The organism is Micromonospora sp. M42 (assembly GCF_000568915.1).
GTDB classification, from domain to species: Bacteria; Actinomycetota; Actinomycetes; order Mycobacteriales; family Micromonosporaceae; genus Micromonospora; species Micromonospora chalcea.
Window position 1 is genome coordinate 5,057,394 of the sequence record NZ_KK037233.1, and the last position, 25,175, is coordinate 5,082,568.

The 25,175-nt window shown below is 68.4% G+C and carries 29 protein-coding genes and 1 pseudogene; all 30 read left to right on the forward strand.

The features are described from left to right. Positions 1-12: 12 nt before the first annotated feature. The 30 genes and pseudogenes from rplL to rplO all read left to right on the forward strand — a co-directional run bounded on the left by rplL (position 13) and on the right by rplO (position 25,063). Positions 13-402 carry a 50S ribosomal protein L7/L12 gene (gene rplL, locus MCBG_RS23320; RefSeq protein ID WP_043328232.1) on the forward strand — a complete coding sequence of 130 codons (390 nt, stop codon included), beginning with the start codon at positions 13-15 and terminating at the stop codon, positions 400-402. Between the two features lie 572 nt (positions 403-974). Beyond that, complete coding sequence (locus MCBG_RS23325; RefSeq protein ID WP_030501613.1) at positions 975-4,406, forward strand: DNA-directed RNA polymerase subunit beta; 3,432 nt, start codon at positions 975-977, stop codon at positions 4,404-4,406. A 120-nt stretch (positions 4,407-4,526) separates the two neighbouring features. Next, positions 4,527-8,414, forward strand: a complete 3,888-nt coding sequence (locus tag MCBG_RS23330) for a DNA-directed RNA polymerase subunit beta' (protein ID WP_043328234.1) — start codon at positions 4,527-4,529, stop codon at positions 8,412-8,414. Positions 8,415-8,516: 102 nt separating this feature from the next. Continuing rightward, positions 8,517-8,885, forward strand: coding sequence for a hypothetical protein (locus MCBG_RS23335; RefSeq protein WP_030501612.1), 369 nt, complete (start codon positions 8,517-8,519; stop codon positions 8,883-8,885). A 331-nt stretch (positions 8,886-9,216) separates the two neighbouring features. Continuing rightward, the gene (locus tag MCBG_RS33180; RefSeq protein WP_176722859.1) at positions 9,217-9,588 is read left to right on the forward strand and encodes a hypothetical protein; all 372 of its coding nucleotides are present in this window, start codon (positions 9,217-9,219) and stop codon (positions 9,586-9,588) included. Between the two features lie 502 nt (positions 9,589-10,090). Further along, positions 10,091-10,465: a 30S ribosomal protein S12 gene (gene rpsL, locus MCBG_RS23345; protein ID WP_007465318.1), complete on the forward strand. Its 375-nt coding sequence runs from the start codon at positions 10,091-10,093 to the stop codon at positions 10,463-10,465. A 1-nt stretch (position 10,466) separates the two neighbouring features. Then, positions 10,467-10,937 (forward strand): 30S ribosomal protein S7, encoded by a 471-nt coding sequence (gene rpsG, locus MCBG_RS23350; protein WP_013288637.1) that lies wholly within the window; start codon positions 10,467-10,469, stop codon positions 10,935-10,937. Positions 10,938-11,012: 75 nt separating this feature from the next. Then, entirely contained in the window at positions 11,013-13,109 is a 2,097-nt protein-coding gene (gene fusA, locus MCBG_RS23355; RefSeq protein WP_030501610.1) for an elongation factor G, read from the forward strand. Positions 13,110-13,332: 223 nt separating this feature from the next. After that, on the forward strand, positions 13,333-14,526 hold the full coding sequence (gene tuf, locus MCBG_RS23360; RefSeq protein WP_013288635.1) for an elongation factor Tu: 1,194 nt from the start codon (positions 13,333-13,335) through the stop codon (positions 14,524-14,526). 355 nt (positions 14,527-14,881) lie between these two features. Further along, a complete protein-coding gene (rpsJ, locus tag MCBG_RS23365) occupies positions 14,882-15,190 on the forward strand; it encodes a 30S ribosomal protein S10 (protein WP_007073037.1) in 309 nt (102 codons plus the stop codon). Between the two features lie 11 nt (positions 15,191-15,201). Further along, positions 15,202-15,867, forward strand: coding sequence for a 50S ribosomal protein L3 (gene rplC / locus MCBG_RS23370; RefSeq protein WP_030501609.1), 666 nt, complete (start codon positions 15,202-15,204; stop codon positions 15,865-15,867). Next, on the forward strand, positions 15,864-16,529 hold the full coding sequence (gene rplD / locus MCBG_RS23375) for a 50S ribosomal protein L4 (RefSeq protein ID WP_013288633.1): 666 nt from the start codon (positions 15,864-15,866) through the stop codon (positions 16,527-16,529). Before rplC ends, rplD begins: the two co-directional genes overlap by 4 nt. Then, positions 16,526-16,828 (forward strand): 50S ribosomal protein L23, encoded by a 303-nt coding sequence (gene rplW / locus MCBG_RS23380; protein WP_013288632.1) that lies wholly within the window; start codon positions 16,526-16,528, stop codon positions 16,826-16,828. The genes rplD and rplW overlap by 4 nt, the downstream gene beginning before the upstream one ends. Before the next feature lie 444 nt (positions 16,829-17,272). Next, positions 17,273-18,121, forward strand: coding sequence for a 50S ribosomal protein L2 (gene rplB / locus MCBG_RS23385; RefSeq protein ID WP_369799324.1), 849 nt, complete (start codon positions 17,273-17,275; stop codon positions 18,119-18,121). Between the two features lie 12 nt (positions 18,122-18,133). Beyond that, positions 18,134-18,415, forward strand: a complete 282-nt coding sequence (rpsS, locus tag MCBG_RS23390) for a 30S ribosomal protein S19 (RefSeq protein ID WP_007073032.1) — start codon at positions 18,134-18,136, stop codon at positions 18,413-18,415. A gap of 40 nt (positions 18,416-18,455) precedes the next feature. Further along, positions 18,456-18,904: pseudogene (gene rplV / locus MCBG_RS23395) on the forward strand (50S ribosomal protein L22). After that, on the forward strand, positions 18,904-19,791 hold the full coding sequence (rpsC, locus tag MCBG_RS23400; RefSeq protein WP_013473694.1) for a 30S ribosomal protein S3: 888 nt from the start codon (positions 18,904-18,906) through the stop codon (positions 19,789-19,791). Before rplV ends, rpsC begins: the two are co-directional and overlap by 1 nt. Before the next feature lie 3 nt (positions 19,792-19,794). Then, positions 19,795-20,220, forward strand: coding sequence for a 50S ribosomal protein L16 (gene rplP, locus MCBG_RS23405; protein WP_007465292.1), 426 nt, complete (start codon positions 19,795-19,797; stop codon positions 20,218-20,220). Then, complete coding sequence (gene rpmC / locus MCBG_RS23410) at positions 20,220-20,456, forward strand: 50S ribosomal protein L29 (protein ID WP_013288628.1); 237 nt, start codon at positions 20,220-20,222, stop codon at positions 20,454-20,456. The genes rplP and rpmC overlap by 1 nt, the downstream gene beginning before the upstream one ends. Beyond that, complete coding sequence (rpsQ, locus tag MCBG_RS23415; RefSeq protein WP_030501606.1) at positions 20,453-20,728, forward strand: 30S ribosomal protein S17; 276 nt, start codon at positions 20,453-20,455, stop codon at positions 20,726-20,728. The genes rpmC and rpsQ overlap by 4 nt, the downstream gene beginning before the upstream one ends. A gap of 98 nt (positions 20,729-20,826) precedes the next feature. Beyond that, positions 20,827-21,195 carry a 50S ribosomal protein L14 gene (rplN, locus tag MCBG_RS23420; protein ID WP_007073026.1) on the forward strand — a complete coding sequence of 123 codons (369 nt, stop codon included), beginning with the start codon at positions 20,827-20,829 and terminating at the stop codon, positions 21,193-21,195. Beyond that, the gene (gene rplX, locus MCBG_RS23425) at positions 21,192-21,512 is read left to right on the forward strand and encodes a 50S ribosomal protein L24 (RefSeq protein ID WP_013288626.1); all 321 of its coding nucleotides are present in this window, start codon (positions 21,192-21,194) and stop codon (positions 21,510-21,512) included. The genes rplN and rplX overlap by 4 nt, the downstream gene beginning before the upstream one ends. Beyond that, positions 21,512-22,081, forward strand: a complete 570-nt coding sequence (gene rplE, locus MCBG_RS23430) for a 50S ribosomal protein L5 (RefSeq protein ID WP_018784556.1) — start codon at positions 21,512-21,514, stop codon at positions 22,079-22,081. The genes rplX and rplE overlap by 1 nt, the downstream gene beginning before the upstream one ends. 1 nt (position 22,082) lies before the next feature. Continuing rightward, positions 22,083-22,268: a type Z 30S ribosomal protein S14 gene (locus MCBG_RS23435; protein WP_007073023.1), complete on the forward strand. Its 186-nt coding sequence runs from the start codon at positions 22,083-22,085 to the stop codon at positions 22,266-22,268. A gap of 98 nt (positions 22,269-22,366) precedes the next feature. Then, a complete protein-coding gene (rpsH, locus tag MCBG_RS23440) occupies positions 22,367-22,774 on the forward strand; it encodes a 30S ribosomal protein S8 (protein WP_013288624.1) in 408 nt (135 codons plus the stop codon). A gap of 16 nt (positions 22,775-22,790) precedes the next feature. After that, positions 22,791-23,333: a 50S ribosomal protein L6 gene (rplF, locus tag MCBG_RS23445; RefSeq protein ID WP_013288623.1), complete on the forward strand. Its 543-nt coding sequence runs from the start codon at positions 22,791-22,793 to the stop codon at positions 23,331-23,333. Positions 23,334-23,400: 67 nt separating this feature from the next. Continuing rightward, positions 23,401-23,790 (forward strand): 50S ribosomal protein L18, encoded by a 390-nt coding sequence (rplR, locus tag MCBG_RS23450; RefSeq protein ID WP_030501605.1) that lies wholly within the window; start codon positions 23,401-23,403, stop codon positions 23,788-23,790. A 33-nt stretch (positions 23,791-23,823) separates the two neighbouring features. Beyond that, positions 23,824-24,438 (forward strand): 30S ribosomal protein S5, encoded by a 615-nt coding sequence (gene rpsE / locus MCBG_RS23455; protein ID WP_013288621.1) that lies wholly within the window; start codon positions 23,824-23,826, stop codon positions 24,436-24,438. Then, positions 24,438-24,620: a 50S ribosomal protein L30 gene (gene rpmD / locus MCBG_RS23460; protein ID WP_013473693.1), complete on the forward strand. Its 183-nt coding sequence runs from the start codon at positions 24,438-24,440 to the stop codon at positions 24,618-24,620. Before rpsE ends, rpmD begins: the two co-directional genes overlap by 1 nt. Then, on the forward strand, positions 24,620-25,063 hold the full coding sequence (gene rplO, locus MCBG_RS23465) for a 50S ribosomal protein L15 (RefSeq protein WP_018784561.1): 444 nt from the start codon (positions 24,620-24,622) through the stop codon (positions 25,061-25,063). Before rpmD ends, rplO begins: the two co-directional genes overlap by 1 nt. The last annotated feature ends 112 nt before the right edge of the window (positions 25,064-25,175 follow it).

Genomic DNA, 25,175 nt, shown 5'->3' on the forward strand with positions numbered 1-25,175 from the left:
AGGACGCCAGACATGGCGAAGCTCAGCACCGACGAGCTGCTCGACGCGTTCAAGGAGATGACGCTGATCGAGCTCTCCGAGTTCGTGAAGCAGTTCGAGGAGACCTTCGAGGTCACCGCCGCCGCTCCGGTCGCCGTGGCCGCGGGCGCCCCGGCCGCCGGCGGCGCTGCTGCCCCGGCCGAGGAGGAGAAGGACGAGTTCGACGTCATCCTCGACGCCGACGGTGGCAAGAAGATCCAGGTCATCAAGGTCGTGCGTGAGCTGACCGGCCTGGGCCTCAAGGAGGCCAAGGACCTGGTCGAGGCCGCGCCGAAGGCCGTCCTGGAGAAGGTCAACAAGGAGACCGCCGAGAAGGCCAAGGCCAAGCTCGAGGGCGAGGGCGCCAAGGTCACCATGAAGTGACCTTGCTCCACCTGACGCGCGTCCGGCTCACGTGAGCCGGGGCACACCGCGTCGCGGCGGGCGGTGATCCGGAATCGGATCGCCGCCCGCCGTGTTGGTGGTCCCGGACGGCAGCGGTGTGAGCAGGGCGTACGACGGCCCGTGTGCCGGCTGGTCAGTGGCGTCTGTCGGTAGCCCGTCGGTGGGAAAGACACCCCGACCGGTAACCGGCCCTTGACGCGGCACCGGCCTGCCAGGCACGCTGACATCAGCAAGACTTTCCGCGCTTGCAACGGCCGCCACTCGGGTAATGGCAACGGCAGCACCGCCGCCGCGGCACCCGAGCGGACCGGCAGGAGCGTCGCGTTCCGAGCGGCCCGGACGACCCGGTTTTCCGAGGTCCCAGGGCTTGTTCCGCGACGACCTGCGGGGTGGGCTGGACAGCGGTTAGCCTCTCGGCTACACTGCTAGTTTGCGCTGCCTTCCGACTTGACCCCTGCTCGGAAATGTCCGTTTACGGATAATTCTGGTGGGGTCATTGGAGTGCACGCGTACCAGCCGTTCTGCAGCACCGGTCCTCGGAAGGACGCATCTTGGCAGCTTCCCGCCCTGCGAAGACCAGTCGTACGTCGAGCGCATTCGCGCCCCGCCGAGTTTCTTTCGGTCGGATCACCGAACACCTCGAGGTCCCCAACCTCCTCGCCATCCAGAACGAGTCCTTCGACTGGCTCGTCGGCAACGAGGCTTGGCAGGGCCGGTCGGCGGACGACCCGCACGCACGCTCGGGTCTCGCGGAGATCCTCGACGAGATCAGTCCCATTGAGGACTTCTCCGGCACCATGTCGCTCTCCTTCTCGGCTCCGCGCTTCGACGAGGTCAAGGCCTCGATCGAGGAGTGCAAGGAGAAGGACCTCACCTACTGCGCGCCGCTGTTCGTGACCGCGGAGTTCACCAACAACACCACTGGCGAGATCAAGAGCCAGACCGTGTTCATGGGTGACTTCCCGATGATGACGCCGAAGGGCACCTTCATCATCAACGGCACCGAGCGCGTCGTGGTCAGCCAGCTCGTCCGCTCGCCGGGCGTGTACTTCGACAAGCAGCCGGACAAGACCTCCGACCGCGACCTCTCCAGCGTCAAGGTCATCCCGAGCCGGGGTGCCTGGCTGGAGTTCGACATCGACAAGCGCGACACGGTCGGCGTTCGCATCGACCGCAAGCGCCGCCAGGCCGTCACCGTCCTGCTCAAGGCCATCGGGTGGTCCGCCGAGCGCATCCGTGAGAAGTTCGGCTGGTCCGAGCTCATGATGACCACGCTCGAGAAGGACCACATCGCCGGCCAGGACGAGGCCCTGCTCGACATCTACCGGAAGCTCCGCCCCGGCGAGCCGCCGACCCGTGAGAACGCCCAGACCTTGCTCGACAACCTCTTCTTCAACCCGAAGCGGTACGACGTCGCCAAGGTCGGGCGCTACAAGTTCAACAAGAAGCTCGAGCTGGACGTGCCGATCACCACCGGCACGCTCACCGAGGACGACATCGTCGCCACCGTGGAATACCTCTGCCGGCTGCACGCCGGTGAGGAGGGCTACGAGGCCGACGACATCGACCACTTCGGCAACCGTCGCCTGCGTACCGTGGGCGAGCTGATCCAGAACCAGGTCCGGGTGGGTCTCTCCCGGATGGAGCGGGTCGTCCGCGAGCGGATGACCACCCAGGACGTCGAGGCGATCACGCCGCAGACCCTGATCAACATCCGCCCGGTGGTGGCGGCGATCAAGGAGTTCTTCGGCACGTCGCAGCTGTCCCAGTTCATGGACCAGACCAACCCGCTGGCGGGCCTGACCCACCGGCGCCGGCTGAGCGCGCTCGGCCCTGGTGGTCTGTCCCGTGAGCGGGCCGGCTTCGAGGTCCGGGACGTGCACCCGTCCCACTACGGCCGGATGTGCCCGATCGAGACGCCGGAAGGCCCGAACATCGGCCTGATCGGCGCGCTCTCCACGTTCGCCCGGGTCAACCCGTTCGGCTTCATCGAGACGCCGTACCGGAAGGTCATCGACGGCCGGGTCACCGACCAGATCGACTACCTGACCGCGGACGAGGAGGACCGGTTCGTCAAGGCGCAGGCCAACGCCCCGCTGAAGTCGGACGGCACCTTCGCCGAGGACCGCGTCCTGGTCCGCCGTAAGGGCGGCGAGACCGAGGACGTCGCGCCGGGCGCCGTGGACTACATGGACGTGTCGCCGCGGCAGATGACCTCGGTCGCCACCGCGATGATCCCGTTCCTGGAGCACGACGACGCCAACCGCGCGCTCATGGGCGCGAACATGCAGCGTCAGGCGGTGCCGCTGGTCAAGGCCGAGGCCCCGCTCGTCGGTACGGGCATGGAGTACCGCGCCGCGGTCGACGCCGGTGACGTGGTCGTCGCCGAGGTCGGCGGTGTGGTCGAGGACCTCTGCGCGGACTACATCACGGTCCACCAGGACGACGGCCACCGCCGGACGTACCTGCTGCACAAGTTCCGCCGCTCCAACGCCGGCTCCTGCGTCAACCAGAAGCCGGTCGTCTTCGAGGGCGACCGCGTCGAGGCCGGTCAGGTCATCGCCGACGGTCCGTGCACCGACGAGGGCGAGATGGCGCTCGGACGCAACCTGCTGGTGGCGTTCATGTGCTGGGAGGGCCACAACTACGAGGACGCGATCATCCTGTCGCAGCGCCTCGTGCAGCAGGACGTGCTCACCTCGATCCACATCGAGGAGCACGAGGTCGACGCCCGGGACACCAAGCTCGGCCCGGAGGAGATCACCCGCGACATCCCGAACGTCAGCGAGGAGATGCTCGCCGACCTCGACGAGCGCGGCATCATCCGGATCGGCGCCGAGGTCGTCCCCGGCGACATCCTGGTCGGCAAGGTCACCCCGAAGGGTGAGACCGAGCTGACCCCCGAGGAGCGGCTGCTCCGCGCGATCTTCGGCGAGAAGGCGCGCGAGGTCCGGGACACCTCGCTGAAGGTGCCGCACGGCGAGACCGGCACGGTCATCGGTGTGCGTACCTTCTCCCGCGAGGACGGCGACGAGCTGCCCCCGGGCGTGAACGAGCTGGTCCGGGTCTACGTGGCCCAGAAGCGCAAGATCCAGGACGGTGACAAGCTCGCGGGCCGCCACGGCAACAAGGGCGTCATCTCCAAGATCCTGCCGATCGAGGACATGCCGTTCCTGGAGGACGGGACCCCGGTCGACATCGTGCTGAACCCGCTCGGTGTGCCGTCCCGGATGAACATCGGCCAGGTCCTGGAGACCCACCTCGGGTGGGTGGCCAAGACCGGCTGGAGCGTGGACGGCGACGACGAGGAGTGGAAGCGCCAGCTCCGCTCGATCAACGCGCACGAGTCCGAGCCGGACACCAACGTGGCCACGCCGGTCTTCGACGGTGCCCGCGAGGAGGAGATCTCCGGTCTGCTGGCGTCGACCCTGCCCAACCGGGACGGCAACCAGCTCATCGGGGGCAGCGGCAAGGCGCAGCTGTTCGACGGTCGTTCCGGCGAGCCGCTGCCCGACCCGATCGCGGTCGGCTACGTCTACATCCTGAAGCTCAACCACCTGGTCGACGACAAGATCCACGCCCGGTCGACCGGTCCGTACTCGATGATCACGCAGCAGCCGCTGGGTGGTAAGGCGCAGTTCGGTGGCCAGCGCTTCGGTGAGATGGAGTGCTGGGCCATGCAGGCGTACGGCGCCGCCTACGCCCTGCAGGAGCTGCTGACCATCAAGTCCGACGACGTCCTGGGCCGGGTCAAGGTCTACGAGGCGATCGTCAAGGGCGAGAACATCCCCGAGCCGGGCATCCCGGAGTCGTTCAAGGTGCTGCTCAAGGAGCTGCAGTCGCTGTGCCTCAACGTCGAGGTGCTCTCCAGCGACGGTGTGGCCCTGGAGATGCGCGAGACCGACGACGAGGTGTTCCGGGCGGCGGAGGAGCTGGGCATCGACCTGTCCCGGCGCGAGCCGAGCTCGGTCGAAGAGGTGTAAGTGGTGAGGTCGGGGGCCGACCGGCCCGCTCTGGGCGGTCAGGCTTGATCCCGACGCGGGCCGGCCGGCCCCCGACCCCGCCCATGATCTAGCTGTAAAGACGACGACATAGGGGACATAGTGCTCGACGTCAACTTCTTCGACGAGCTGCGCATCGGCCTCGCCACCGCTGACGACATCCGTCAGTGGTCCCACGGCGAGGTCAAGAAGCCCGAGACCATCAACTACCGCACCCTCAAGCCGGAGAAGGACGGGCTCTTCTGCGAGAAGATCTTCGGTCCTCAGCGGGACTGGGAGTGCTACTGCGGTAAGTACAAGCGGGTCCGCTTCAAGGGCATCATCTGCGAGCGCTGCGGCGTCGAGGTGACCCGCTCCAAGGTTCGCCGGGAGCGGATGGGTCACATCGAGCTGGCCGCTCCGGTGACCCACATCTGGTACTTCAAGGGCGTGCCGAGCCGGCTGGGCTACCTGCTGGACCTCGCCCCGAAGGACCTCGAAAAGATCATCTACTTCGCCTCGTACGTCGTGACGAGCGTGGACGCCGAAGCGCGTCACCGCGACCTCTCGACCATCGAGAACGAGATCCTGGCCGAGAAGCGGCAGGCGGAGAACAGCCGCGACTCGGAGATCGAGAAGCGGGCCGCCAAGCTGGAGGCCGACCTGGCCGAGCTGGAGGCCGAGGGCGCGAAGGCGGACGTCCGGCGCAAGGTCAAGGAGGGCGGAGAGCGCGAGATGCGCCAGATCCGCGACCGGGCCCAGCGCGAGATCGACCGCCTCGACGAGGTCCTCGACACCTTCCGCAAGCTGGAGCCGAAGCAGCTGGTCACCGACGAGCTGCTCTACCGCGAGCTGCGCGACCGCTTCGGTGAGTACTTCACCGGCAGCATGGGCGCCGAGGCGATCAAGGCCCTGGTCCAGAACATGGACCTGGAGGCCGAGGCGGAGAACCTGCGCGAGACCATCCGCTCCGGCAAGGGCCAGCGGAAGATCCGGGCGCTCAAGCGGCTCAAGGTCGTCGCGGCGTTCCAGAACACCCGGAACTCGCCGCTCGGCATGGTGCTGGACTGCGTCCCGGTCATCCCGCCGGACCTGCGCCCGATGGTGCAGCTCGACGGTGGCCGTTTCGCGACCTCCGACCTGAACGACCTGTACCGGCGTGTGATCAACCGGAACAACCGCCTCAAGCGGCTGATCGACCTCGGCGCGCCCGAGATCATCGTCAACAACGAGAAGCGGATGCTCCAGGAGGCCGTCGACGCGCTGTTCGACAACGGCCGTCGTGGTCGTCCGGTCACCGGCCCCGGTAACCGGCCGCTGAAGTCGCTGTCCGACATGCTCAAGGGCAAGCAGGGCCGGTTCCGCCAGAACCTGCTCGGCAAGCGCGTCGACTACTCCGGCCGTTCGGTCATCGTGGTCGGCCCGAAGCTCAAGCTGCACCAGTGCGGCCTGCCCAAGCAGATGGCGCTGGAGCTGTTCAAGCCGTTCGTGATGAAGCGGCTGGTCGACCTCAACCACGCGCAGAACATCAAGTCCGCCAAGCGGATGGTCGAGCGGCAGCGGCCGGTCGTGTGGGACGTGCTGGAAGAGGTCATCGGCGAGCACCCGGTGCTGCTGAACCGCGCGCCGACCCTGCACCGTCTGGGCATCCAGGCCTTCGAGCCGCAGCTGGTCGAGGGCAAGGCCATCCAGATCCACCCGCTGGTCTGCACCGCGTTCAACGCCGACTTCGACGGTGACCAGATGGCGGTCCACGTGCCGCTGTCCGCCGAGGCCCAGGCCGAGGCGCGGATCCTGATGCTGTCGTCGAACAACATCCTCAAGCCGGCCGACGGCAAGCCGGTCACCATGCCCACCCAGGACATGGTCATCGGTCTCTACCACCTCACCCACCTCACTCCGGGTGGCAAGGGCGAGGGCCGGGCGTTCAGCTCGGACGCCGAGGCGCGGATGGCGTACGACAACGGCGAGCTGCACCTGCAGGCGCCGGTCCGGATCCGGCTGCGCGACGTCGTCGGTGTGGACAACGGCGCCGGCGCCGAGCCGTGGACCGCCCCCGAGGGCTGGACCGAGGGCGAGCCGGTGACCGTGGAGACCACGCTGGGCCGGGTCCTGTTCAACGAGACGCTGCCCCCGGGCTACCGCTTCGTGAACTACGAGATCCGCAAGGGCCAGCTCTCCGCGATCGTCAACGACCTCGCCGAGCGCTTCCCGAAGGTGGCCCTGGCGGCCACCCTGGACGGGCTCAAGGAGGCCGGTTTCCACTGGGCCACCTGGTCCGGCGTCACCATCGGCATGGAGGACGTCATCGCTCCGCCGCGCAAGCGGGAGATCCTGGAGCGGTACGAGAAGGAAGCCGACCGGATCGACAAGCAGTACCAGCGTGGTCTGATGACCGCCGAGGAGCGTCGCGGCGAGCTCATCGAGATCTGGACCAAGGCGACCAACGAGGTCGCCAAGGAGATGGACACCGCGCTGCCGCAGGAGAACCCGCTGTGGAAGATGATCAACTCGGGCGCCCGCGGTAACCTGCTCCAGCTCCGGCAGATCGCGGCGATCCGTGGTCTGGTGGCCAACCCGAAGGGTGAGATCATCCCGCGGCCGATCAAGGCCAGCTACCGGGAGGGTCTGTCCGTGCTGGAGTACTTCATCTCCACGCACGGTGCCCGTAAGGGTCTCGCGGACACCGCCCTGCGTACCGCCGACTCGGGTTACCTGACCCGGCGTCTGGTGGACGTCTCGCAGGACGTCATCATCCGCGAGGAGGACTGCGGCACCGACCGCGCCATCCCGATGCAGGTCGGCGAGCGCATCGACGGCAAGCTGGTCGTGCACGAGCACGCCGAGACCAGCGTGCACGCCCGGACGCTGGCCGACGACATCAAGGGGCCGGACGGCACCGTGGTGGCCCACCGCGGCCAGGACATCAACTCGATCCTGGTGGACGCGATCGTCGCCGCCGGTACCGAGACGGTGCGGGTGCGCAGCGTGCTCACCTGCGAGTCGAAGCTGGGCGTCTGCGGTGCGTGCTACGGCCGCTCGCTGCCGACCGGCAAGACCGTGGACGTCGGCGAGGCGGTCGGCATCATCGCCGCCCAGTCGATCGGTGAGCCGGGTACGCAGCTGACGATGCGTACCTTCCACACCGGTGGTGTCGCGGGTGAGGACATCACCCAAGGTCTGCCCCGTGTCCAGGAGATCTTCGAGGCCCGGGTGCCGAAGGGTAAGGCGCCCATCGCCGACACCCCCGGTCGCATCCGGATCGAGGACGGCGAGCGGTCCCGCAAGATCGTGGTTATCCCGGACGACGGCAGCGACGAGATCGTCTACGACAAGATCTCGAAGCGGGTCCGGCTCCGGGCGCACGACGGCGACCACGTCGAGGTCGGCGAGAAGCTCACCGAGGGCACCATCGACCCGCACGAGCTGCTGCGCATCCTCGGCCCGCGCGCGGTCCAGGTCCACCTGACCCAGGAGGTCCAGGAGGTCTACCGCTCGCAGGGTGTGCTCATCCACGACAAGCACATCGAGATCATCATCCGCCAGATGCTCAAGCGGGTGACGGTCATCGACTCCGGCTCGACCGAGTTCCTGCCGGGTGTGCTGGTCGACCGGGCGCTGTTCGAGTCGGAGAACCGCCGGCTCGTCGGCGAGGGTGGCGAGCCCGCCGCCGGTCGCCCGGTGCTGATGGGTATCACCAAGGCCTCGCTGGCCACCGACTCCTGGCTGTCGGCGGCCTCCTTCCAGGAGACCACCCGGGTGCTGACGGACGCGGCGATCCACGCCCGCAGCGACTCGCTGATCGGCCTCAAGGAGAACGTGATCATCGGTAAGCTCATCCCGGCCGGTACGGGCATCAGCAAGTACCGCAACGTCCGGGTCGAGCCGACCGAGGAGGCGAAGGCCAAGGTCTACTCGATGACCGGCTACCCGGAGACCGACTACGGCTTCGGGCCGGCCAGCGGCCAGGCGGTTCCGCTGGACGACTTCGACTTCGGGTCGTACCGCTAAGCAGTAGGAAACGACGAGGCCCCCGGCAGCAGCCGGGGGCCTCGTCGCGTCCGGGCCGGCTTGCCGGGACCGGGGAACCGGATCCGGGGCATGATGGAGGGCATGACGACAGTGCCCGGGCCGGCGCCCGTCGTGCCGCAGGCGCACCGCCATCCGCACGACCCGGAGCCGGTCCGCTCCACCAAGGCGCGGGCGGTCTTCGCGCTCGGCCTGATCGGCGCGCTCACCGGTCTGTTCATCGGCGGCGCGGTGCCGGCCACGATCGCGCTCACGCTGGCCCGGCAGGCGCGCCGCGAGGCGTACACATCTGGTGGTTATCTCACCGGCGGCGACTGGCTGCGGCGCGGCGAGCAGATGGCGCGGACCGGGCTGGTGCTGACCGCGGCGGCGGTGGTGGCGGCGGTGGTGATCGGCGTGGTCCGGTACGCCGACGGCTCGTTCGGCCACGACTTCGCGCCGAACTTCGACTGACCGGGCGGGGGAGCGGACCCGCGCCCGCCCACCCGGCCGTGACCGGCGACGGTAGCCTGGCCGGTGTCCGCCGGGTGGCGGGCGGGTGTGGACAGGAGGAACCGTGACGGAACCGGCCGCGCCGGGAGGCGACCCGAACCGCCCGGGGCCGTATCCGCCGGGTTCCGCGTCCGCGCCGGCGCATCACCCGCACGGGGCGTACCCGGGAAGCGCGCCGGGTCACGGCGGCGGGTGGCCGGCGCCGGGAAGCGCGCCCGGCCACGGGGGCTGGGGGCCGGCGTTCCCGCCGCCGCCGGCCGAGGCGCCGCGGCCGCCGAAGCGGGTCGACGCGGTGCCGGGTACGCCGTTCGGGGTGGTCCACCTGGACGTGCCGCCGGTCACCTCGGGGCTCGCCATCGGCTCGTTGATCGCGGGGATCGCCGCGATTCTGGTTTCTCTTCTGGTCTTCTGCTTCGGTATCGCCGGGCCGGACTACGGTGGCGCCTGGGCGGCCGGCGCGTTCACCGTGCTCGGCGCGCTGATCGGGGTCGGCGCGGTGGTCGCCGGGCTGCTGGCCCGGCGGCAGATCCGGCGGCCGGCGCCGCCGCCGGCGGTGCGGTTCACCGGCGCCGGCCTGGCCGTGGCCGGGCTCTCCTGCGGCGGGGTGGGGCTGCTGTTCAGCCTGGTCGGGCTCGGGCTGGCCCTCGTGGTGCAGATCACCTGAGGTCCCCGGTGGGGCCGGTGCGGCCGGTGACCTGCCGCGACCGGTATGTCCGGGTGCCCGGGGGGTGGGCTGTGTCGGGGCCGCCGGGCCGCGCGGCGGACGAGCCGGTACACTTGTCACTGTAGGTGCCCATCATGGGCGCGTCGGCGATCCGGAGACCGGCCCGGCGGACCGCGGCAGCGGTCCTCCCGACCCATCCGTTTTGACCGGCGCGGCTGTGGTAGGTACTCTTTCCCCTTGTGCCCGGGCTCGCCCGGGCAATGCGTGCGTGCGCTGGAACCGGTCAGCCGGTGAATCGCGCGGTCGCACCATCAAGACCAAACAACCCGGTACGACGCGCCAGCGGCCGGCACCGGGACCGTGACTTGGGCGACACGCCCGACCGCGGGTGCTGGGACGCCGTCAGGCGGCCCCGGTTGGAATGTAGGAGAGCCGCCCATCCGGACGGCTGGAGCAGACGGCGCGGTCGCCTCGCAGCGGCCGAAGGGAGCGGAGAAACCCGGTGCCCACCATTCAGCAGTTGGTCCGAAAGGGCCGTCAGGCCAAGACGACCAAGACCAAGACCCCGGCGCTCAAGGGGTCTCCCCAGCGGCGCGGCGTGTGCACCCGCGTGTACACCACCACCCCGAAGAAGCCGAACTCGGCGCTGCGCAAGGTCGCTCGTGTCAAGCTCAGCAGCCAGATCGAGGTGACCGCCTACATCCCGGGCGTCGGCCACAACCTTCAGGAGCACTCGATCGTGCTCGTGCGCGGCGGTCGTGTGAAGGACCTCCCCGGCGTGCGGTACAAGATCGTGCGCGGCTCGCTGGACACCCAGGGTGTCCGCAACCGCAAGCAGGCTCGCAGCCGCTACGGCGCGAAGAAGGAGAAGAGCTGACATGCCGCGTAAGGGACCCGCTCCGCGGAAGCCGCTGGTCGCTGACCCGGTGTACAACTCGCCCCTGGTCACCCAGCTGGTGAACAAGATCCTGCTGCGCGGCAAGCGTCAGCTCGCCGAGCGCATCGTGTACGCCGCCCTGGAGGGCTGCCGCGAGAAGTCCGGCACCGACCCCGTCGTCACGCTCAAGCGCGCGATGGACAACGTCAAGCCGACCCTCGAGGTGCGCAGCCGCCGTGTCGGTGGCGCCACCTACCAGGTTCCGGTCGAGGTCCGGCCGTCCCGCGCGACCACGCTCGGTCTGCGCTGGCTGGTGACCTACTCCCGGGCCCGGCGCGAGAAGACCATGGTCGAGCGGCTGATGAACGAGCTGCTGGACGCGAGCAACGGCCTCGGCGCCGCCGTCAAGCGGCGTGAGGACACGCACAAGATGGCCGAGTCCAACAAGGCCTTCGCGCACTACCGCTGGTAACACCTGAGGTTCCGGCGCCGGCAGGCGCCGGAACCGCCACCAGTTGTGTCGAGACGACGATAAGTAGGGATTGAAGTGGCCGCCGCAGACGCGCTCGCCAACGTACGCAACATCGGCATCATGGCCCACATCGATGCCGGTAAGACCACTACCACCGAGCGAATCCTGTTCTACACCGGCATCACGTACAAGATCGGTGAGGTCCACGAGGGCGCCGCCGTCATGGACTGGATGGAGCAGGAGCAGGAGCGCGGTATCACCATCACTTCCGCCGCCACCAAGTGCGAGTGGAAGGGCCACACGATCCAGATCATCGACACGCCCGGCCACGTCGACTTCACGGTCGAGGTCGAGCGGTCGCTGCGGGTTCTGGACGGTGCGGTCGCGGTCTACGACGGCGTGGCCGGCGTGGAGCCCCAGACGGAGAACGTCTGGCGGCAGGCGGACAAGTACAACGTCCCCCGGATGTGCTTCGTCAACAAGCTCGACCGGACCGGCGCCGACTTCTTCCGCTGCGTGCAGATGATGATCGACCGGCTCAACGCCACCCCGCTGGTGCTCCAGATCCCGATCGGCGCCGAGTCCGACTTCATCGGTGTGGTCGACCTGGTCGAGATGCGTGCGCTCACCTGGCGCGGCGAGACCCAGAAGGGTGAGGACTACGCGGTCGAGGAGATCCCGGCCGACCTCGCCGACTCCGCCGCGGAGTGGCGCGAGAAGCTGATGGAGACCCTCGCCGACGTCGACGACTCGGTGATGGAGAAGTACCTCGAGGGCGAGGAGATCTCGGCCGACGAGATCAAGGCCGCCATCCGCCGGGCCACCATCGCCGGCAAGGCCAACCCGGTCCTCACCGGTACCGCCTTCAAGAACAAGGGCATCCAGCCGATGCTGGACGCGGTCGTCGCGTACCTGCCCTCGCCGCTGGACATCCCGGCGATCGAGGGTACGGCCACCGACGGCGAGACCCCGCTGCAGCGGAAGCCCTCGGTCTCCGAGCCGTTCTCCGGCCTGGCCTTCAAGATCCAGACCGACAAGCACCTCGGCAAGCTGACGTACGTCCGGATCTACTCCGGCACGCTCGAGTCCGGTTCTCAGGTGATCAACTCCACCAAGGACCGCAAGGAGCGGATCGGCAAGATCTACCAGATGCACGCCAACAAGCGGGAGGAGCGCAGCTCCGCCCAGGCCGGCGACATCATCGCGGTGCAGGGTCTGAAGCAGACCACCACCGGTGACACGCTGTGCGACCCGGCGAACCCGGTCATCCTGGAGTCGATGACCTTCCCGGAGCCGGTCATCGAGGTGGCCATCGAGCCGAAGACCAAGGCCGACCAGGAGAAGCTCAGCACCGCCATCCAGCGGCTGGCCGAGGAGGACCCGACCTTCCGCGTCAAGCTGGACGACCAGACCGGTCAGACGGTCATCTCCGGCATGGGCGAGCTGCACCTGGACATCCTGGTCGACCGGATGCGCCGCGAGTTCAACGTCGAGGCGAACATCGGTAAGCCGCAGGTGGCGTACCGCGAGACCATCCGCCGCGCGGTGGAGAAGGTCGAGTACACCCACAAGAAGCAGACCGGTGGCTCCGGCCAGTACGCCCGCGTGATCATCAGCGTGGAGCCGCTGCCGCTCGGCAACGAGGCCCCGACCTACGAGTTCGCCAACGCCGTGACCGGTGGCCGCATCCCCCGGGAGTTCATCCCCTCGGTGGACGCGGGCGCGCAGGACGCCATGCAGTACGGCATCCTCGCCGGCTTCCCCCTGGTGGGCGTCAAGCTCACCCTGGTGGACGGCCAGTACCACGAGGTCGACTCGTCGGAAATGGCGTTCAAGATCGCCGGCTCGATGGCGATGAAGGAGGCGGCCCGCAAGGCCGACCCCGCTCTCCTCGAGCCGATGATGGCCGTTGAAGTCACCACTCCTGAGGAGAACATGGGTGACGTCATCGGCGACCTCAACTCCCGGCGTGGCATCATCCAGGCGATGGAGGAGCGCAGCGGCGCTCGCGTCGTCCGGGCCCTGGTGCCGCTGTCGGAGATGTTCGGCTACGTCGGCGACCTGCGGTCGAAGACCCAGGGCCGGGCTAGCTACAGCATGCAGTTCGACTCCTACGCCGAGGTTCCGAACTCGGTGGCCAAGGAGATCATCGCCAAGGCGACGGGTGAGTGACACTCACCCTCGGCTGATCCGATGACACGAGGGCGGTCGCGGGAGGGTTCTCCCGCCCGCGGCCACCTCGATCGGATTGCGTGAGACCGGGCCTGTAGGCTTCATCGCCGCAGAACCCACAAAAGCTCTCCGGCCTTCCGGCCGGAAAGGCTGTCGACAGAGTCCTAAGCGCCGAACGGCGCGCCGGGGCGAACGAACCAAGAAAGTCCACAGGAGGACACCAGTGGCGAAGGCGAAGTTCGAGCGGACTAAGCCGCACGTCAACATCGGCACCATTGGTCACATCGACCACGGTAAGACGACGCTGACGGCGGCCATCACCAAGGTCCTGCACGACCAGTACCCGGACCTGAACCCGTACACGCCGTTCGACGAGATCGACAAGGCGCCGGAGGAGAAGGCCCGCGGCATCACGATCTCCATCGCGCACGTCGAGTACCAGACCGAGGCGCGTCACTACGCGCACGTCGACTGCCCCGGTCACGCCGACTACATCAAGAACATGATCACCGGTGCCGCGCAGATGGACGGCGCGATCCTGGTGGTGGCGGCGACCGACGGCCCGATGCCGCAGACCCGCGAGCACGTGCTGCTGGCCCGTCAGGTCGGTGTGCCGTACATCGTCGTGGCGCTCAACAAGAGCGACATGGTCGACGACGAGGAGCTCCTGGAGCTCGTCGAGCTCGAGGTCCGTGAGCTGCTCTCCTCGCAGGAGTACCCGGGTGACGACCTGCCGGTCGTCCGGGTCTCGGCGCTGAAGGCCCTGGAGGGTGACCCGGAGTGGACCGGGAAGCTCCTGGACCTGATGAACGCCGTGGACACCGCGATCCCGCAGCCGGAGCGCGAGACCGAGAAGCCGTTCCTCATGCCCATCGAGGACGTCTTCACGATCACCGGTCGCGGCACCGTGGTGACCGGTCGCGCCGAGCGCGGCATCCTCAAGCCGAACGAGGAGGTGGAGATCGTCGGCATCCGTGAGAAGTCGATGAAGACCACCTGCACCGGCATCGAGATGTTCCGCAAGCTGCTCGACGAGGCCCGCGCGGGTGAGAACGTCGGTCTGCTGCTGCGCGGCATCAAGCGCGAGGACGTCGAGCGCGGCATGGTCGTCATCAAGCCGGGCACCACGACCCCGCACACGGAGTTCGAGGCGACGGTCTACATCCTCTCCAAGGAGGAGGGCGGCCGGCACACCCCGTTCTTCCAGAACTACCGCCCGCAGTTCTACTTCCGGACCACGGACGTCACCGGCGTCGTCACGCTGCCCGAGGGCACCGAGATGGTCATGCCGGGCGACAACACCTCGATGACGGTGAAGCTGATCCAGCCCATCGCCATGGAGGAGAACCTGAAGTTCGCGATCCGCGAGGGTGGTCGTACGGTCGGCGCGGGTCGCGTCACCAAGATCATCAAGTGAGCTGGGTAACCCCGATTAGCGTCGCCGCCGGTCGTGCGGCATACTAGTCAGGTTGCGTAACGACAGTCGGTCGCCTGCGTCCGGTTAACGCTGGACCTCCGGGAGTCAGACTGTCTCGCGTAGGGTGGTTGATCGCCATCGGCGGTCAACCACCCTCGCGCGGCGTCCAGGTCGCGGCCCCCGCGATCGGCGCCATGACCCACCGCGTGGTCAGAGAATCGCTCCGGAGTCCCGGGGCGGAGCCTGGCCCACGGGCGCGACACGCCCGACCGCGGGGGTCGGCGGAAGTGGGCCTGTGCCAGCCGGTACAGGCGCCCGCAACACAGCGGCATCGAGAGAAGGAACAGAAGCCACCATGGCGGGACAGAAGATCCGCATCCGGCTCAAGGCCTATGACCACGAGGTCGTCGACTCCTCGGCTCGGAAGATCGTCGAGACGGTGACGCGTACCGGGGCGCAGGTCGCTGGCCCGGTGCCGCTGCCCACGGAGATCAACCGTTTCTGCGTCATCCGCTCGCCGCACAAGTACAAGGACTCGCGCGAGCACTTCGAGATGCGTACGCACAAGCGTCTGATCGACATCATCGACCCGACCCCGAAGACGGTCGACTCGCTCATGCGCCTCGACCTGCCGGCTGGCGTCGACATCGAGATCAAGCTGTAGGGACCGGACAAATGGACAGGCAAGTCAAGGGGATCCTGGGCGCCAAGCTCGGCATGACCCAGGTCTGGGACAACAACAAGGTTGTGCCCGTGACCGTGGTTCAGGCCGGCCCGTGCGTCGTGAGCCAGGTTCGTAGCGCCGACAAGGACGGCTACTCCGCGGTCCAGCTGGCGTACGGGGTCATCGACCCGCGCAAGGTCAAGAAGCCGATCGCCGGGCACTACGCCAAGGCGGACGTCGCGCCGCGCCGGCACATCGTCGAGCTGCGCACCTCCGACGCCGCGGACTACGCGCCCGGCCAGGAGGTCACGGTCGAGGAGTTCCCGGCCGGCGCCGTGATCGACGTGACCGGCAAGACCAAGGGCAAGGGCTACGCCGGCCCGATGAAGCGGCACGGCTTCCACGGTCTGCGCGCCAGCCACGGTGTCGAGCGCAAGCACCGCTCGCCCGGCTCGATCGGCGCCTGCGCGACCCCGGGTCGCGTCTTCAAGGGCACCCGGATGGCGGGCCGGATGGGTGGCGTGCGCTACACCGTCCAGAACCTGACCGTCCAGGCGGTCGACACCGAGAACAACCTCCTGCTCGTCCGCGGCGCCATCCCTGGCCCGAAGGGCGCGCTGGTCCTGGTCCGCACCGCGGCCAAGGCGAAGGTGAAGAAGGGCGGTGCGGCCAAGTGACCACCGTTGACGTGATCAACGTCGAAGGCGCCAAGAGCGGCTCCGTGGAGCTGCCGGCCGACATCTTCGACGCGCAGGCCAACATCGCCCTGATGCACCAGGTCGTGGTGGCCCAGCTCGCGGCGGCCCGCCAGGGCACGCACAAGACGAAGACCCGCGGCGAGGTCTCCGGTGGAGGCAAGAAGCCGTACAAGCAGAAGGGCACCGGTCGTGCCCGCCAGGGCTCGACCCGCGCGCCGCAGTTCGCCGGCGGTGGCGTGGTCCACGGCCCGGTGCCGCGCGACTACAGCCAGCGCACCCCGAAGAAGATGAAGGCAGCCGCCCTGCGTGGCGCCCTCTCCGACCGGGCCCGCGCCGGCCAGGTGCACGTCGTCGAGGCGTTCGTCTCGGGCGAGAAGCCGTCCACCAAGGCGGCCCTGGCCACGCTGACCAAGCTGACCCAGGCCCGTCGGGTCCTGGTCGTGCTGAGCAGCACCGACGAGCTGAACTGGGTGTCGCTGCGGAACCTGCGCAACGCGCGGGACAGCCGGGTGCACCTGATCGAGGCCGGCCAGCTCAACACCTACGACGTGCTGGTGGCCGACGACGTGGTCTTCACCAAGGAGGCCCTGGACGAGTTCCTGGGCGTTCCCGCCGAGACCACCGAGGAGGATGGCAAGTGAGCACGATCGCCGATCCGCGTGACGTCATCGTCGCGCCGGTCGTCTCGGAGAAGAGCTACAGCGAGCTGAACCGCAACTGGTACACCTTCCTGGTGCACCCGGACGCCAACAAGACCGAGATCAAGATCGCTATCCAGCAGATCTTCAACGTCCGCGTCCTGACGGTCAACACGCTCAACCGCGAGGGCAAGCGCAAGCGGACCCGTACCGGGTTCGGCAAGCGCAAGGACACCAAGCGCGCGATGGTGAAGCTGGCTGACGGTGACCGTATCGAGGCCTTCGGCGGCCCGGTCAGCTGAGGGGTGTAGACAATGGCTATCCGTAAGTACAAGCCGACGACGCCGGGCCGGCGTGGCTCGAGCGTTGCCGACTTCGCCGAGATCACCCGGTCGACGCCCGAGAAGTCGCTGCTGGCTCCGCTGCCGAAGAAGGGCGGACGCAACGCCCACGGCCGGATCACCACGCGGCACCACGGCGGCGGTCACAAGCGCCAGTACCGTCTGATCGACTTCAAGCGGGTCGACAAGGACGGCGTGCCGGCGAAGGTCGCCCACATCGAGTACGACCCGAACCGCACCGCGCGCATCGCGCTGCTGCACTACGCCGACGGCGAGAAGCGCTACATCATCGCGCCGAAGGACCTGAAGCAGGGCGACCGCGTCGAGTCCGGTCCGGGCGCCGACATCAAGCCGGGCAACAACCTGCCGCTGCGCAACATCCCGGTCGGTACCACCATCCACAACGTGAGCTGCGTCCGGGTGGCGGCGCCAAGCTGGCCCGCTCGGCCGGCGTCGGCATCCAGCTGCTCGGCGTCCGACAATTCCCAGCTGGCGACGCCCGAGAAGTCGCTGCTGGCTCCGCTGCCGAAGAAGGGCGGACGCAACGCCCACGGCCGGATCACCACGCGGCACCACGGCGGCGGTCACAAGCGCCAGTACCGTCTGATCGACTTCAAGCGGGTCGACAAGGACGGCGTGCCGGCGAAGGTCGCCCACATCGAGTACGACCCGAACCGCACCGCGCGCATCGCGCTGCTGCACTACGCCGACGGCGAGAAGCGCTACATCATCGCGCCGAAGGACCTGAAGCAGGGCGACCGCGTCGAGTCCGGTCCGGGCGCCGACATCAAGCCGGGCAACAACCTGCCGCTGCGCAACATCCCGGTCGGTACCACCATCCACAACGTGGAGCTGCGTCCGGGTGGCGGCGCCAAGCTGGCCCGCTCGGCCGGCGTCGGCATCCAGCTGCTCGGCCGTGAGGGCGCGTACGCGACCCTGCGTATGCCGTCCGGTGAGATCCGGCGTGTGGACGTGCGCTGCCGCGCCAGCATCGGCGAGATCGGCAACGCCGACCAGTCGAACATCAACTGGGGTAAGGCCGGCCGTATGCGGTGGAAGGGCAAGCGCCCGACCGTCCGTGGTGTCGCGATGAACCCGGTCGACCACCCGCACGGTGGTGGTGAGGGTAAGACCTCCGGTGGTCGCCACCCGGTCAACCCGCAGGGTAAGCCCGAGGGCCGCACCCGTCGTAAGGGCCAGCCGAGCGACCGGCTGATCGTCCGCCGCCGCTACGCCACGCGTAAGCGCGGCTGAGGGAGATAAGACATGCCTCGCAGCCTGAAGAAGGGCCCGTTCGTCGACGACCACCTGCTCAAGAAGGTGGAGACGCAGAACGACAAGGGCTCGAAGAACGTGATCAAGACCTGGTCGCGCCGCTCGACGATCATCCCGGAGATGCTGGGTCACACGATCGCCGTGCACGACGGACGCAAGCACGTCCCGGTCTTCGTGACCGAGGCCATGGTCGGGCACAAGCTCGGCGAGTTCGCGCTGACCCGCACGTTCAAGGGTCACGAGAAGGACGACCGGAAGAGCCGCCGGCGCTGACGCCGCGGGCATACGGATAGAGGAACAAGGGGTTACAGCGATGCCAGGAAAGGGCGACGCTCCGGTGCTTCCGGGCGCGCGGGCGGTTGCGCGGCACGTGCGCATCTCGCCGATGAAGGCGCGCAGGCGCGCCGGGTGGTCAACCTCGTCCGCGGCCTGCCCGCGAAGGAGGCGCTCACGGTGCTGCAGTTCGCGCGCAGGCTGCAGGTGTACAAGGTGCTCGCGAGCGCGATCGCCAACGCGGAGAACAACGAGCGGCTGGACCCCGACGCGCTGCTCGTCAGTGAGGCGTTCGTCGACGAGGGCCCGACCATGAAGCGGTTCCGGCCGCGTGCGCAGGGCCGGGCGTACCGGATCCGCAAGCGCACCTGCCACATCACCGTGGCGGTCGAGGCGGTCGCGCCGGCCGCGCCGAAGAAGTCGGCGAAGAAGGCCGCTCCGGCCAAGCCGGCCGCCGAGGAGCAGAGCACGACGGAGGGTGCCGAGTAATGGGTCAGAAGGTTCACCCGACCGGGTTCCGGCTCGGCATCTCGACCGACTGGAAGTCCCGCTGGTTCGCGGACAAGCTCTACAAGGACTACATCGGCGAGGACGTCAAGATCCGCCGCATGATGTCCAAGGGCCTCGAGCGCGCCGGCATCTCCAAGGTCGACATCGAGCGCACCCGGGACCGGGTCCGCGTCGACATCCACACCGCCCGGCCGGGCATCGTCATCGGCCGTAAGGGTGCGGAGGCCGACCGGATCCGCGGCGAGCTGGAGAAGCTCACCGGCAAGCAGGTCCAGCTGAACATCATCGAGGTCAAGAACCCCGAGTCGGACGCGCAGCTGGTCGCCCAGGGCGTTGCCGAGCAGCTGTCCAGCCGGGTCAGCTTCCGTCGGGCCATGCGCAAGGCGATGCAGTCCGCGATGAAGAACCCCGCCTGCAAGGGCATCCGGGTTCAGGTCTCGGGCCGTCTCGGCGGCGCCGAGATGAGCCGGACCGAGTTCTACCGCGAGGGCCGGGTTCCGCTGCACACGCTGCGGGCCAACATCGAGTACGGCTTCTTCGAGGCCCGTACCACCTTCGGCCGGATCGGCGTGAAGGTCTGGATCTACAAGGGCGACGCCGTCCCGGGCCGCGAGGCCCCGGCCGAGGCCGCCCCGTCGCGCGGCCCGCGCCGCGACCGTGGCGACCGGCCGGACCGGCCGCGCCGTGGCCGCTCGGGCTCGTCCGGTACGACCGCCGGTGGCACCGAGGCCGGCCGGGCTGCCGCGACCACCATCGCGCAGCAGGCGGAGACGCCGGCCGGTGAGCCGGTCGACAGCAGCGCTGTCGCCGCAGCCGCCTCGGCTCCGGTCGGTAACCAGCCGGCAGAAACGCAGCAGGAGGGCTGACAGATGCTGATGCCGCGCAAGCCCCCGAAGGGCTTCCGCAAGCCGCACCACCCGGACCGCAGCGGCGCGTCCAAGGGTGGTAACCGGGTGGTGTTCGGCGAGTTCGGGATCCAGGCTCTCGAGCCGGCGTACGTGACCAACCGCCAGATCGAGTCGGCGCGTATCGCGATGACCCGTCACATCAAGCGTGGCGGCAAGGTCTGGATCACGATCTTCCCGGACCAGGCCCTCACCAAGAAGCCGGCCGAGACCCGGATGGGTTCCGGTAAGGGTTCGCCCGAGTGGTGGGTCGCCAACGTGAAGCCGGGGCGGGTTCTCTTCGAGATGTCCTTCCCCAACGAGCAGATCGCGCGAGAGGCGATGCGTCGCGCGATCCACAAGCTCCCGATGAAGTGCCGCATTGTTACGCGCGAAGTGGGTGAATCCTGATGGCAGCGGGCGTCAAGCCCTCCGAGCTGCGTGAGCTCTCCGAGGAGGAGCTGGTCACGAAGTTGCGCGAGGCTAAGGCGGAGCTGTTCAACCTCCGCGTGCAGGCCGCAACCGGGCAGCTGGACAACAACCGGCGGCTGCAGGTCATCCGTCGGGAGATCGCCCGGATCTACACGATCATGCGTGAGCGTGAGCTGGGTCTCTCGGCCGCGCCGACTGAGGTGACTGCATCATGAGTGAGAACACCACCGCCCCCGCGCGGGCCCGCCGCAAGGTTCGCGAGGGCCTCGTGGTCAGCGACAAGATGGACAAGACCGTCGTGGTCGAGGTCGAGGACCGCGTCAAGCACGCGCTGTACGGCAAGATCATGCGCCGTACGAGCAAGCTGAAGGTGCACGACGAGCAGAACTCGGCCGGCATCGGCGACCGGGTCCTGATCATGGAGACCCGGCCGCTGTCCGCCACCAAGCGCTGGCGGCTCGTGGAGATCCTCGAGAAGGCCAAGTAGCGAAGGCTCGAGCTCGGCCGGGTCTCGGTCGGGCGCAGGTTCCGCCAGGCTCCGGCCGCCCCGAGCGGCCGGAGAACCGGCAGACATAGGAGATAGACGTGATTCAGCAGGAGTCGCGACTGCGCGTCGCCGACAACACGGGTGCCCGGGAGATCCTGTGCATCCGGGTGCTCGGCGGCTCCGGTCGGCGCTACGCGAGCATCGGCGACGTCATCGTGGCGACCGTCAAGGACGCGATCCCCGGTGCCGGTGTGAAGAAGGGCGACGTCGTCAAGGCTGTCGTCGTTCGGACCGCCAAGGAGAAGCGGCGGCCGGACGGGTCGTACATCCGCTTCGACGAGAACGCCGCCGTCATCATCAAGGACGGTGGGGACCCGCGCGGTACCCGTATCTTCGGCCCGGTCGGCCGGGAGCTGCGGGACAAGCGGTTCATGAAGATCATCTCTCTCGCGCCGGAGGTGTTGTGACCGTGAAGGTCAAGAAGGGCGACACGGTCGTCGTCATCGCCGGCAAGGACAAGGGTGCCAAGGGCAAGGTCATCGCGGCCTACCCGCGGCAGGACAAGGTCCTGGTCGAGGGCGTGAACCGGGTCAAGAAGCACACCCGTATCAGCACCACCCAGCGTGGCGCCAAGACCGGTGGCATCGTCACCCAGGAGGCCCCGATCCACGTCTCGAACGTGATGGTCCTGGACTCCGACGGCAAGCCGACCCGCGTCGGCTACCGGATCGACGACAACGGCCAGAAGGTCCGCATCGCGCGTAGCACCGGTAAGGACCTCTGATGACCACGGCTACCGAAACCAAGACCCTGCCGCGCCTCAAGGAGCGGTACCGCAACGAGGTGGTGGCCGAGCTGCAGAAGCAGTTCGAGTTCGCCAACCCGATGCAGGTGCCGCGGCTGGTCAAGATCGTCGTTAACATGGGTGTCGGCGAGGCTGCTCGCGACGCCAAGCTGATCGACGGGGCCGTTCGCGACCTGGCCACCATCACCGGCCAGAAGCCGCAGGTCCGGCGGGCCACCAAGTCCATCGCGCAGTTCAAGCTCCGCGAGGGCATGCCGATCGGCGCGAAGGTCACCCTCCGCGGCGACCGGATGTGGGAGTTCCTGGACCGGCTGCTCTCGATCGCGCTGCCGCGTATCCGCGACTTCCGCGGCCTGGACGGGCGCAAGCTCGACGGGCACGGCAACTACACGTTCGGCCTGACCGAGCAGTCGGTGTTCCACGAGATCGATCAGGACAAGATCGATCGCCAGCGGGGCATGGACATCACGGTGGTCACGACCGCCACGACCGACGACGAGGGCCGGGCGCTGCTCAAGCTCCTGGGCTTCCCGTTCAAGGAGAACTGAGATGGCCAAGAAGGCGCTGATCCTCAAGGCGGCCGCGAAGCCGAAGTTCTCGGTTCGCGCGTACACCCGCTGCCAGCGGTGCGGGCGTCCGAAGGCGGTCTACCGCAAGTTCGGTCTCTGCCGGGTGTGCATCCGGGAGATGGCCCACCGCGGTGAGCTGCCCGGCGTGTCCAAGGCTTCCTGGTAATAGCCCGGCGCGCTCCGGCGCGTCAGCTGAACTGTCTCTTCGCCGTAGGCCCCGGGCCTGGCCCGGGGAACCCCGGCGAGAAAGGTTGACGAGTTTTCATGACGATGACCGACCCGATCGCAGACATGCTCACGCGTCTGCGTAACGCCAACCAGGCGTACCACGACCGGGTGACGATGCCCTACTCGAAGATCAAGGCGAACATCGCCGAGGTCCTCAAGGCCGAGGGTTACATCGCCACCTGGTCGGTCGAGGAGCCCGAGGAGGGCGCCGTCGGCAAGCGACTGGTCGTCGAGCTGAAGTACGGCCAGAACCGCGAGCGGAGCCTGGCCGGCATCAAGCGCGTGTCCAAGCCCGGTCTCCGGGTGTACGCCAAGTCGGACGGGCTCCCGCGGGTGCTCGGCGGGCTGGGCGTGGCGATCATTTCGACGTCCCAGGGGCTGCTCACCGACCGGCAGGCCCGCAAGCGGAGCGTTGGCGGGGAAGTCCTCGCCTTCGTCTGGTAACGGGAGACAGGTAGAAATGTCGCGTATTGGACGTAAGTCGATCCCGGTGCCTGCCGGCGTCGACATCACGATCGACGGCCGGACCGTCAAGGTCAAGGGCCCCAAGGGCGAACTGAGCCACGTGCTGGCCGAGCCGATCACGGCGGAGCGGGGCGAGGACGGCGAGCTGCACGTCAACCGGCCCAACGACGAGCGCAAGGCCAAGGAGCTGCACGGCCTGAGCCGGACGCTGGTGGCCAACATGATCGTCGGCGTGACCGAGGGCTACCGCAAGAGCCTGGAGATCGCCGGCACCGGTTACCGCGTGACCGCCAAGGGCAAGGACCTGGAGTTCGCGCTCGGGTTCTCGCACCCGGTCCTCGTGCCGGCGCCGGAGGGCATCACCTTCACGGTCGAGAAGCCGACGCTGTTCCACGTGGCCGGCATCGACAAGCAGCAGGTCGGTGAGGTCGCCGCCAACATCCGGAAGATCCGCCCGCCGGAGCCCTACAAGGGCAAGGGCGTGAAGTACCAGGGCGAGGTCATCCGCCGCAAGGCTGGTAAGGCGGGCAAGAAGTGACCGCGGCCATCAACACCCGGGCGAGGTCGTCCGCCGGCCGTGAGGCCGTGAGAAAGGCAGGTAAGAAGTGAGCGCCACGCTGCTCAAGCGCCGCCGCGGCGTCGCCGCCAAGCGTGCCGTCGGGCGTGCGCGTCGGCACTTCCGGGTCCGCAAGAACGTCAGCGGCACCGCCGAGCGTCCCCGCCTCGTCGTCACCCGCTCCCTGCGGCACATGGTGGCCCAGGTCGTGGACGACACCAAGGGTCACACCCTGGCGTCAGCCTCGACCATGGACGCCTCGCTGCGCGGCGCCGAGGGCGACAAGAGCGCCCTGGCCGGCAAGGTCGGCGCCCTGCTCGCCGAGCGCGCCAAGGCCGCCGGCGTCTCGAAGGTCGTCTTCGACCGCGGTGGCAACCGGTACGCGGGGCGTGTCGCCGCGCTTGCCGACGCCGCCCGCGAAGCCGGGCTCGAGTTCTAGAAACCCCGTCACGAGAGAGAAGGAAGGCTGCTGATGCCAGGTCAACAGCGCCGTGGCGGCGGGTCCGGTGGCAACGAGGGTGGTCGCCGCGACAACCGCCGTGAGGGCGGCCGCGGAAACGCGCCCGTCGAGAAGACCCCGCACCTCGAGCGGGTCGTCGCGATCAACCGCGTCGCCAAGGTCGTGAAGGGTGGTCGTCGCTTCAGCTTCACCGCCCTGGTGATCGTGGGCGACGGCGACGGCACCGTCGGTGTGGGCTACGGAAAGGCCAAGGAGGTGCCCGCGGCGATCGCCAAGGGTGTCGAGGAGGCCAAGAAGCACTTCTTCAAGGTGCCGCGGATCGGTCAGTCGATCCCGCACCCGGTCACGGGCGAGGACGCGGCCGGTGTGGTGCTGCTCAAGCCGGCCTCCGCCGGTACGGGTGTCATCGCCGGTGGTCCGGTGCGTGCCGTGCTGGAGTGCGCGGGCATCCACGACGTGCTCTCCAAGAGCCTCGGCTCGTCCAACCCGATCAACATCGTGCACGCCACGGTGGCGGCCCTGAAGGGGCTCGAGTCCCCGGAGCAGGTCGCGGCCCGTCGTGGTCTGCCGGTCGAGGACGTCGCGCCGGCCGCCATGCTGGCGTCGCGGGCGGGGGTGGCGTCCTGATGGCACGCCTGAAGGTCACCCAGGTCCGGTCCGAGATCGGGACCAAGAAGAACCAGCGTGACTCGCTGCGTTCGCTCGGTCTCAAGCGGATCAACGACGTGGTGGTCAAGGAGGACCGGCCGGAGATCCGCGGCATGATCTTCACGGTCAACCACCTCGTGAAGGTCGAGGAGGTCGAGTAATGACGATCAAGGTGCACCACCTGCGTCCGGCTCCGGGTGCCAAGACCGACAAGACCCGCGTGGGTCGCGGTGAGGGCTCGAAGGGCAAGACCGCCGGTCGCGGTACCAAGGGTTCGAAGGCCCGGAAGAACATCTCGCCGGCGTTCGAGGGTGGGCAGATGCCCATCCACATGCGCCTGCCGAAGATGAAGGGCTTCAAGAACAAGTTCAAGGTCGTGTTCCAGGTGGTCAACCTGGACCGGCTGGCCGAGCTGTTCCCGAACGGCGGCCAGGTCGGCCCGGTCGAGCTGGTCGAGGCCGGCGCGGTCCGCAAGGGTCACCCGGTCAAGGTGCTCGGCACCGGCGACCTCGGTGGCGTGTCTCTCCAGGTCTCGGCGCACGCGTTCAGCGCGTCGGCCAAGGAGAAGATCACCGCCGCCGGTGGCTCGGTCACCGAGCTGTAAGGCGATGTTCATGGCGCCCGCTCAGTTGTTCGCAACTGGGCGGGCGCCATGGTCTACCGGCCACGTGTGCGCCGGGTAACATCGGATTCGTTTTATGTAGCCGGGCACATCT

Excerpts from the sequence above, each read along its gene's own strand:
- MCBG_RS23335 (WP_030501612.1), top strand. The coding sequence starts at position 8,517 with ATGACGACAGTGCCCGGGCCGGCGCCCGTCGTGCCGCAGGCGCACCGC.
- rplL (WP_043328232.1), top strand. The coding sequence starts at position 13 with ATGGCGAAGCTCAGCACCGACGAGCTGCTCGACGCGTTCAAGGAGATG.
- rplF (WP_013288623.1), top strand. The coding sequence starts at position 22,791 with ATGTCGCGTATTGGACGTAAGTCGATCCCGGTGCCTGCCGGCGTCGAC.
- rplC (WP_030501609.1), top strand. The coding sequence starts at position 15,202 with ATGGACAGGCAAGTCAAGGGGATCCTGGGCGCCAAGCTCGGCATGACC.
- rpsG (WP_013288637.1), top strand. The coding sequence starts at position 10,467 with ATGCCGCGTAAGGGACCCGCTCCGCGGAAGCCGCTGGTCGCTGACCCG.
- rpsJ (WP_007073037.1), top strand. The coding sequence starts at position 14,882 with ATGGCGGGACAGAAGATCCGCATCCGGCTCAAGGCCTATGACCACGAG.
- rpsE (WP_013288621.1), top strand. The coding sequence starts at position 23,824 with ATGCCAGGTCAACAGCGCCGTGGCGGCGGGTCCGGTGGCAACGAGGGT.
- rplE (WP_018784556.1), top strand. The coding sequence starts at position 21,512 with ATGACCACGGCTACCGAAACCAAGACCCTGCCGCGCCTCAAGGAGCGG.
- rpsQ (WP_030501606.1), top strand. The coding sequence starts at position 20,453 with ATGAGTGAGAACACCACCGCCCCCGCGCGGGCCCGCCGCAAGGTTCGC.
- rpmC (WP_013288628.1), top strand. The coding sequence starts at position 20,220 with ATGGCAGCGGGCGTCAAGCCCTCCGAGCTGCGTGAGCTCTCCGAGGAG.
- rplO (WP_018784561.1), top strand. The coding sequence starts at position 24,620 with ATGACGATCAAGGTGCACCACCTGCGTCCGGCTCCGGGTGCCAAGACC.
- rpsS (WP_007073032.1), top strand. The coding sequence starts at position 18,134 with ATGCCTCGCAGCCTGAAGAAGGGCCCGTTCGTCGACGACCACCTGCTC.
- MCBG_RS23435 (WP_007073023.1), top strand. The coding sequence starts at position 22,083 with ATGGCCAAGAAGGCGCTGATCCTCAAGGCGGCCGCGAAGCCGAAGTTC.
- rplP (WP_007465292.1), top strand. The coding sequence starts at position 19,795 with ATGCTGATGCCGCGCAAGCCCCCGAAGGGCTTCCGCAAGCCGCACCAC.
- rpsH (WP_013288624.1), top strand. The coding sequence starts at position 22,367 with ATGACGATGACCGACCCGATCGCAGACATGCTCACGCGTCTGCGTAAC.
- rpmD (WP_013473693.1), top strand. The coding sequence starts at position 24,438 with ATGGCACGCCTGAAGGTCACCCAGGTCCGGTCCGAGATCGGGACCAAG.
- rpsC (WP_013473694.1), top strand. The coding sequence starts at position 18,904 with ATGGGTCAGAAGGTTCACCCGACCGGGTTCCGGCTCGGCATCTCGACC.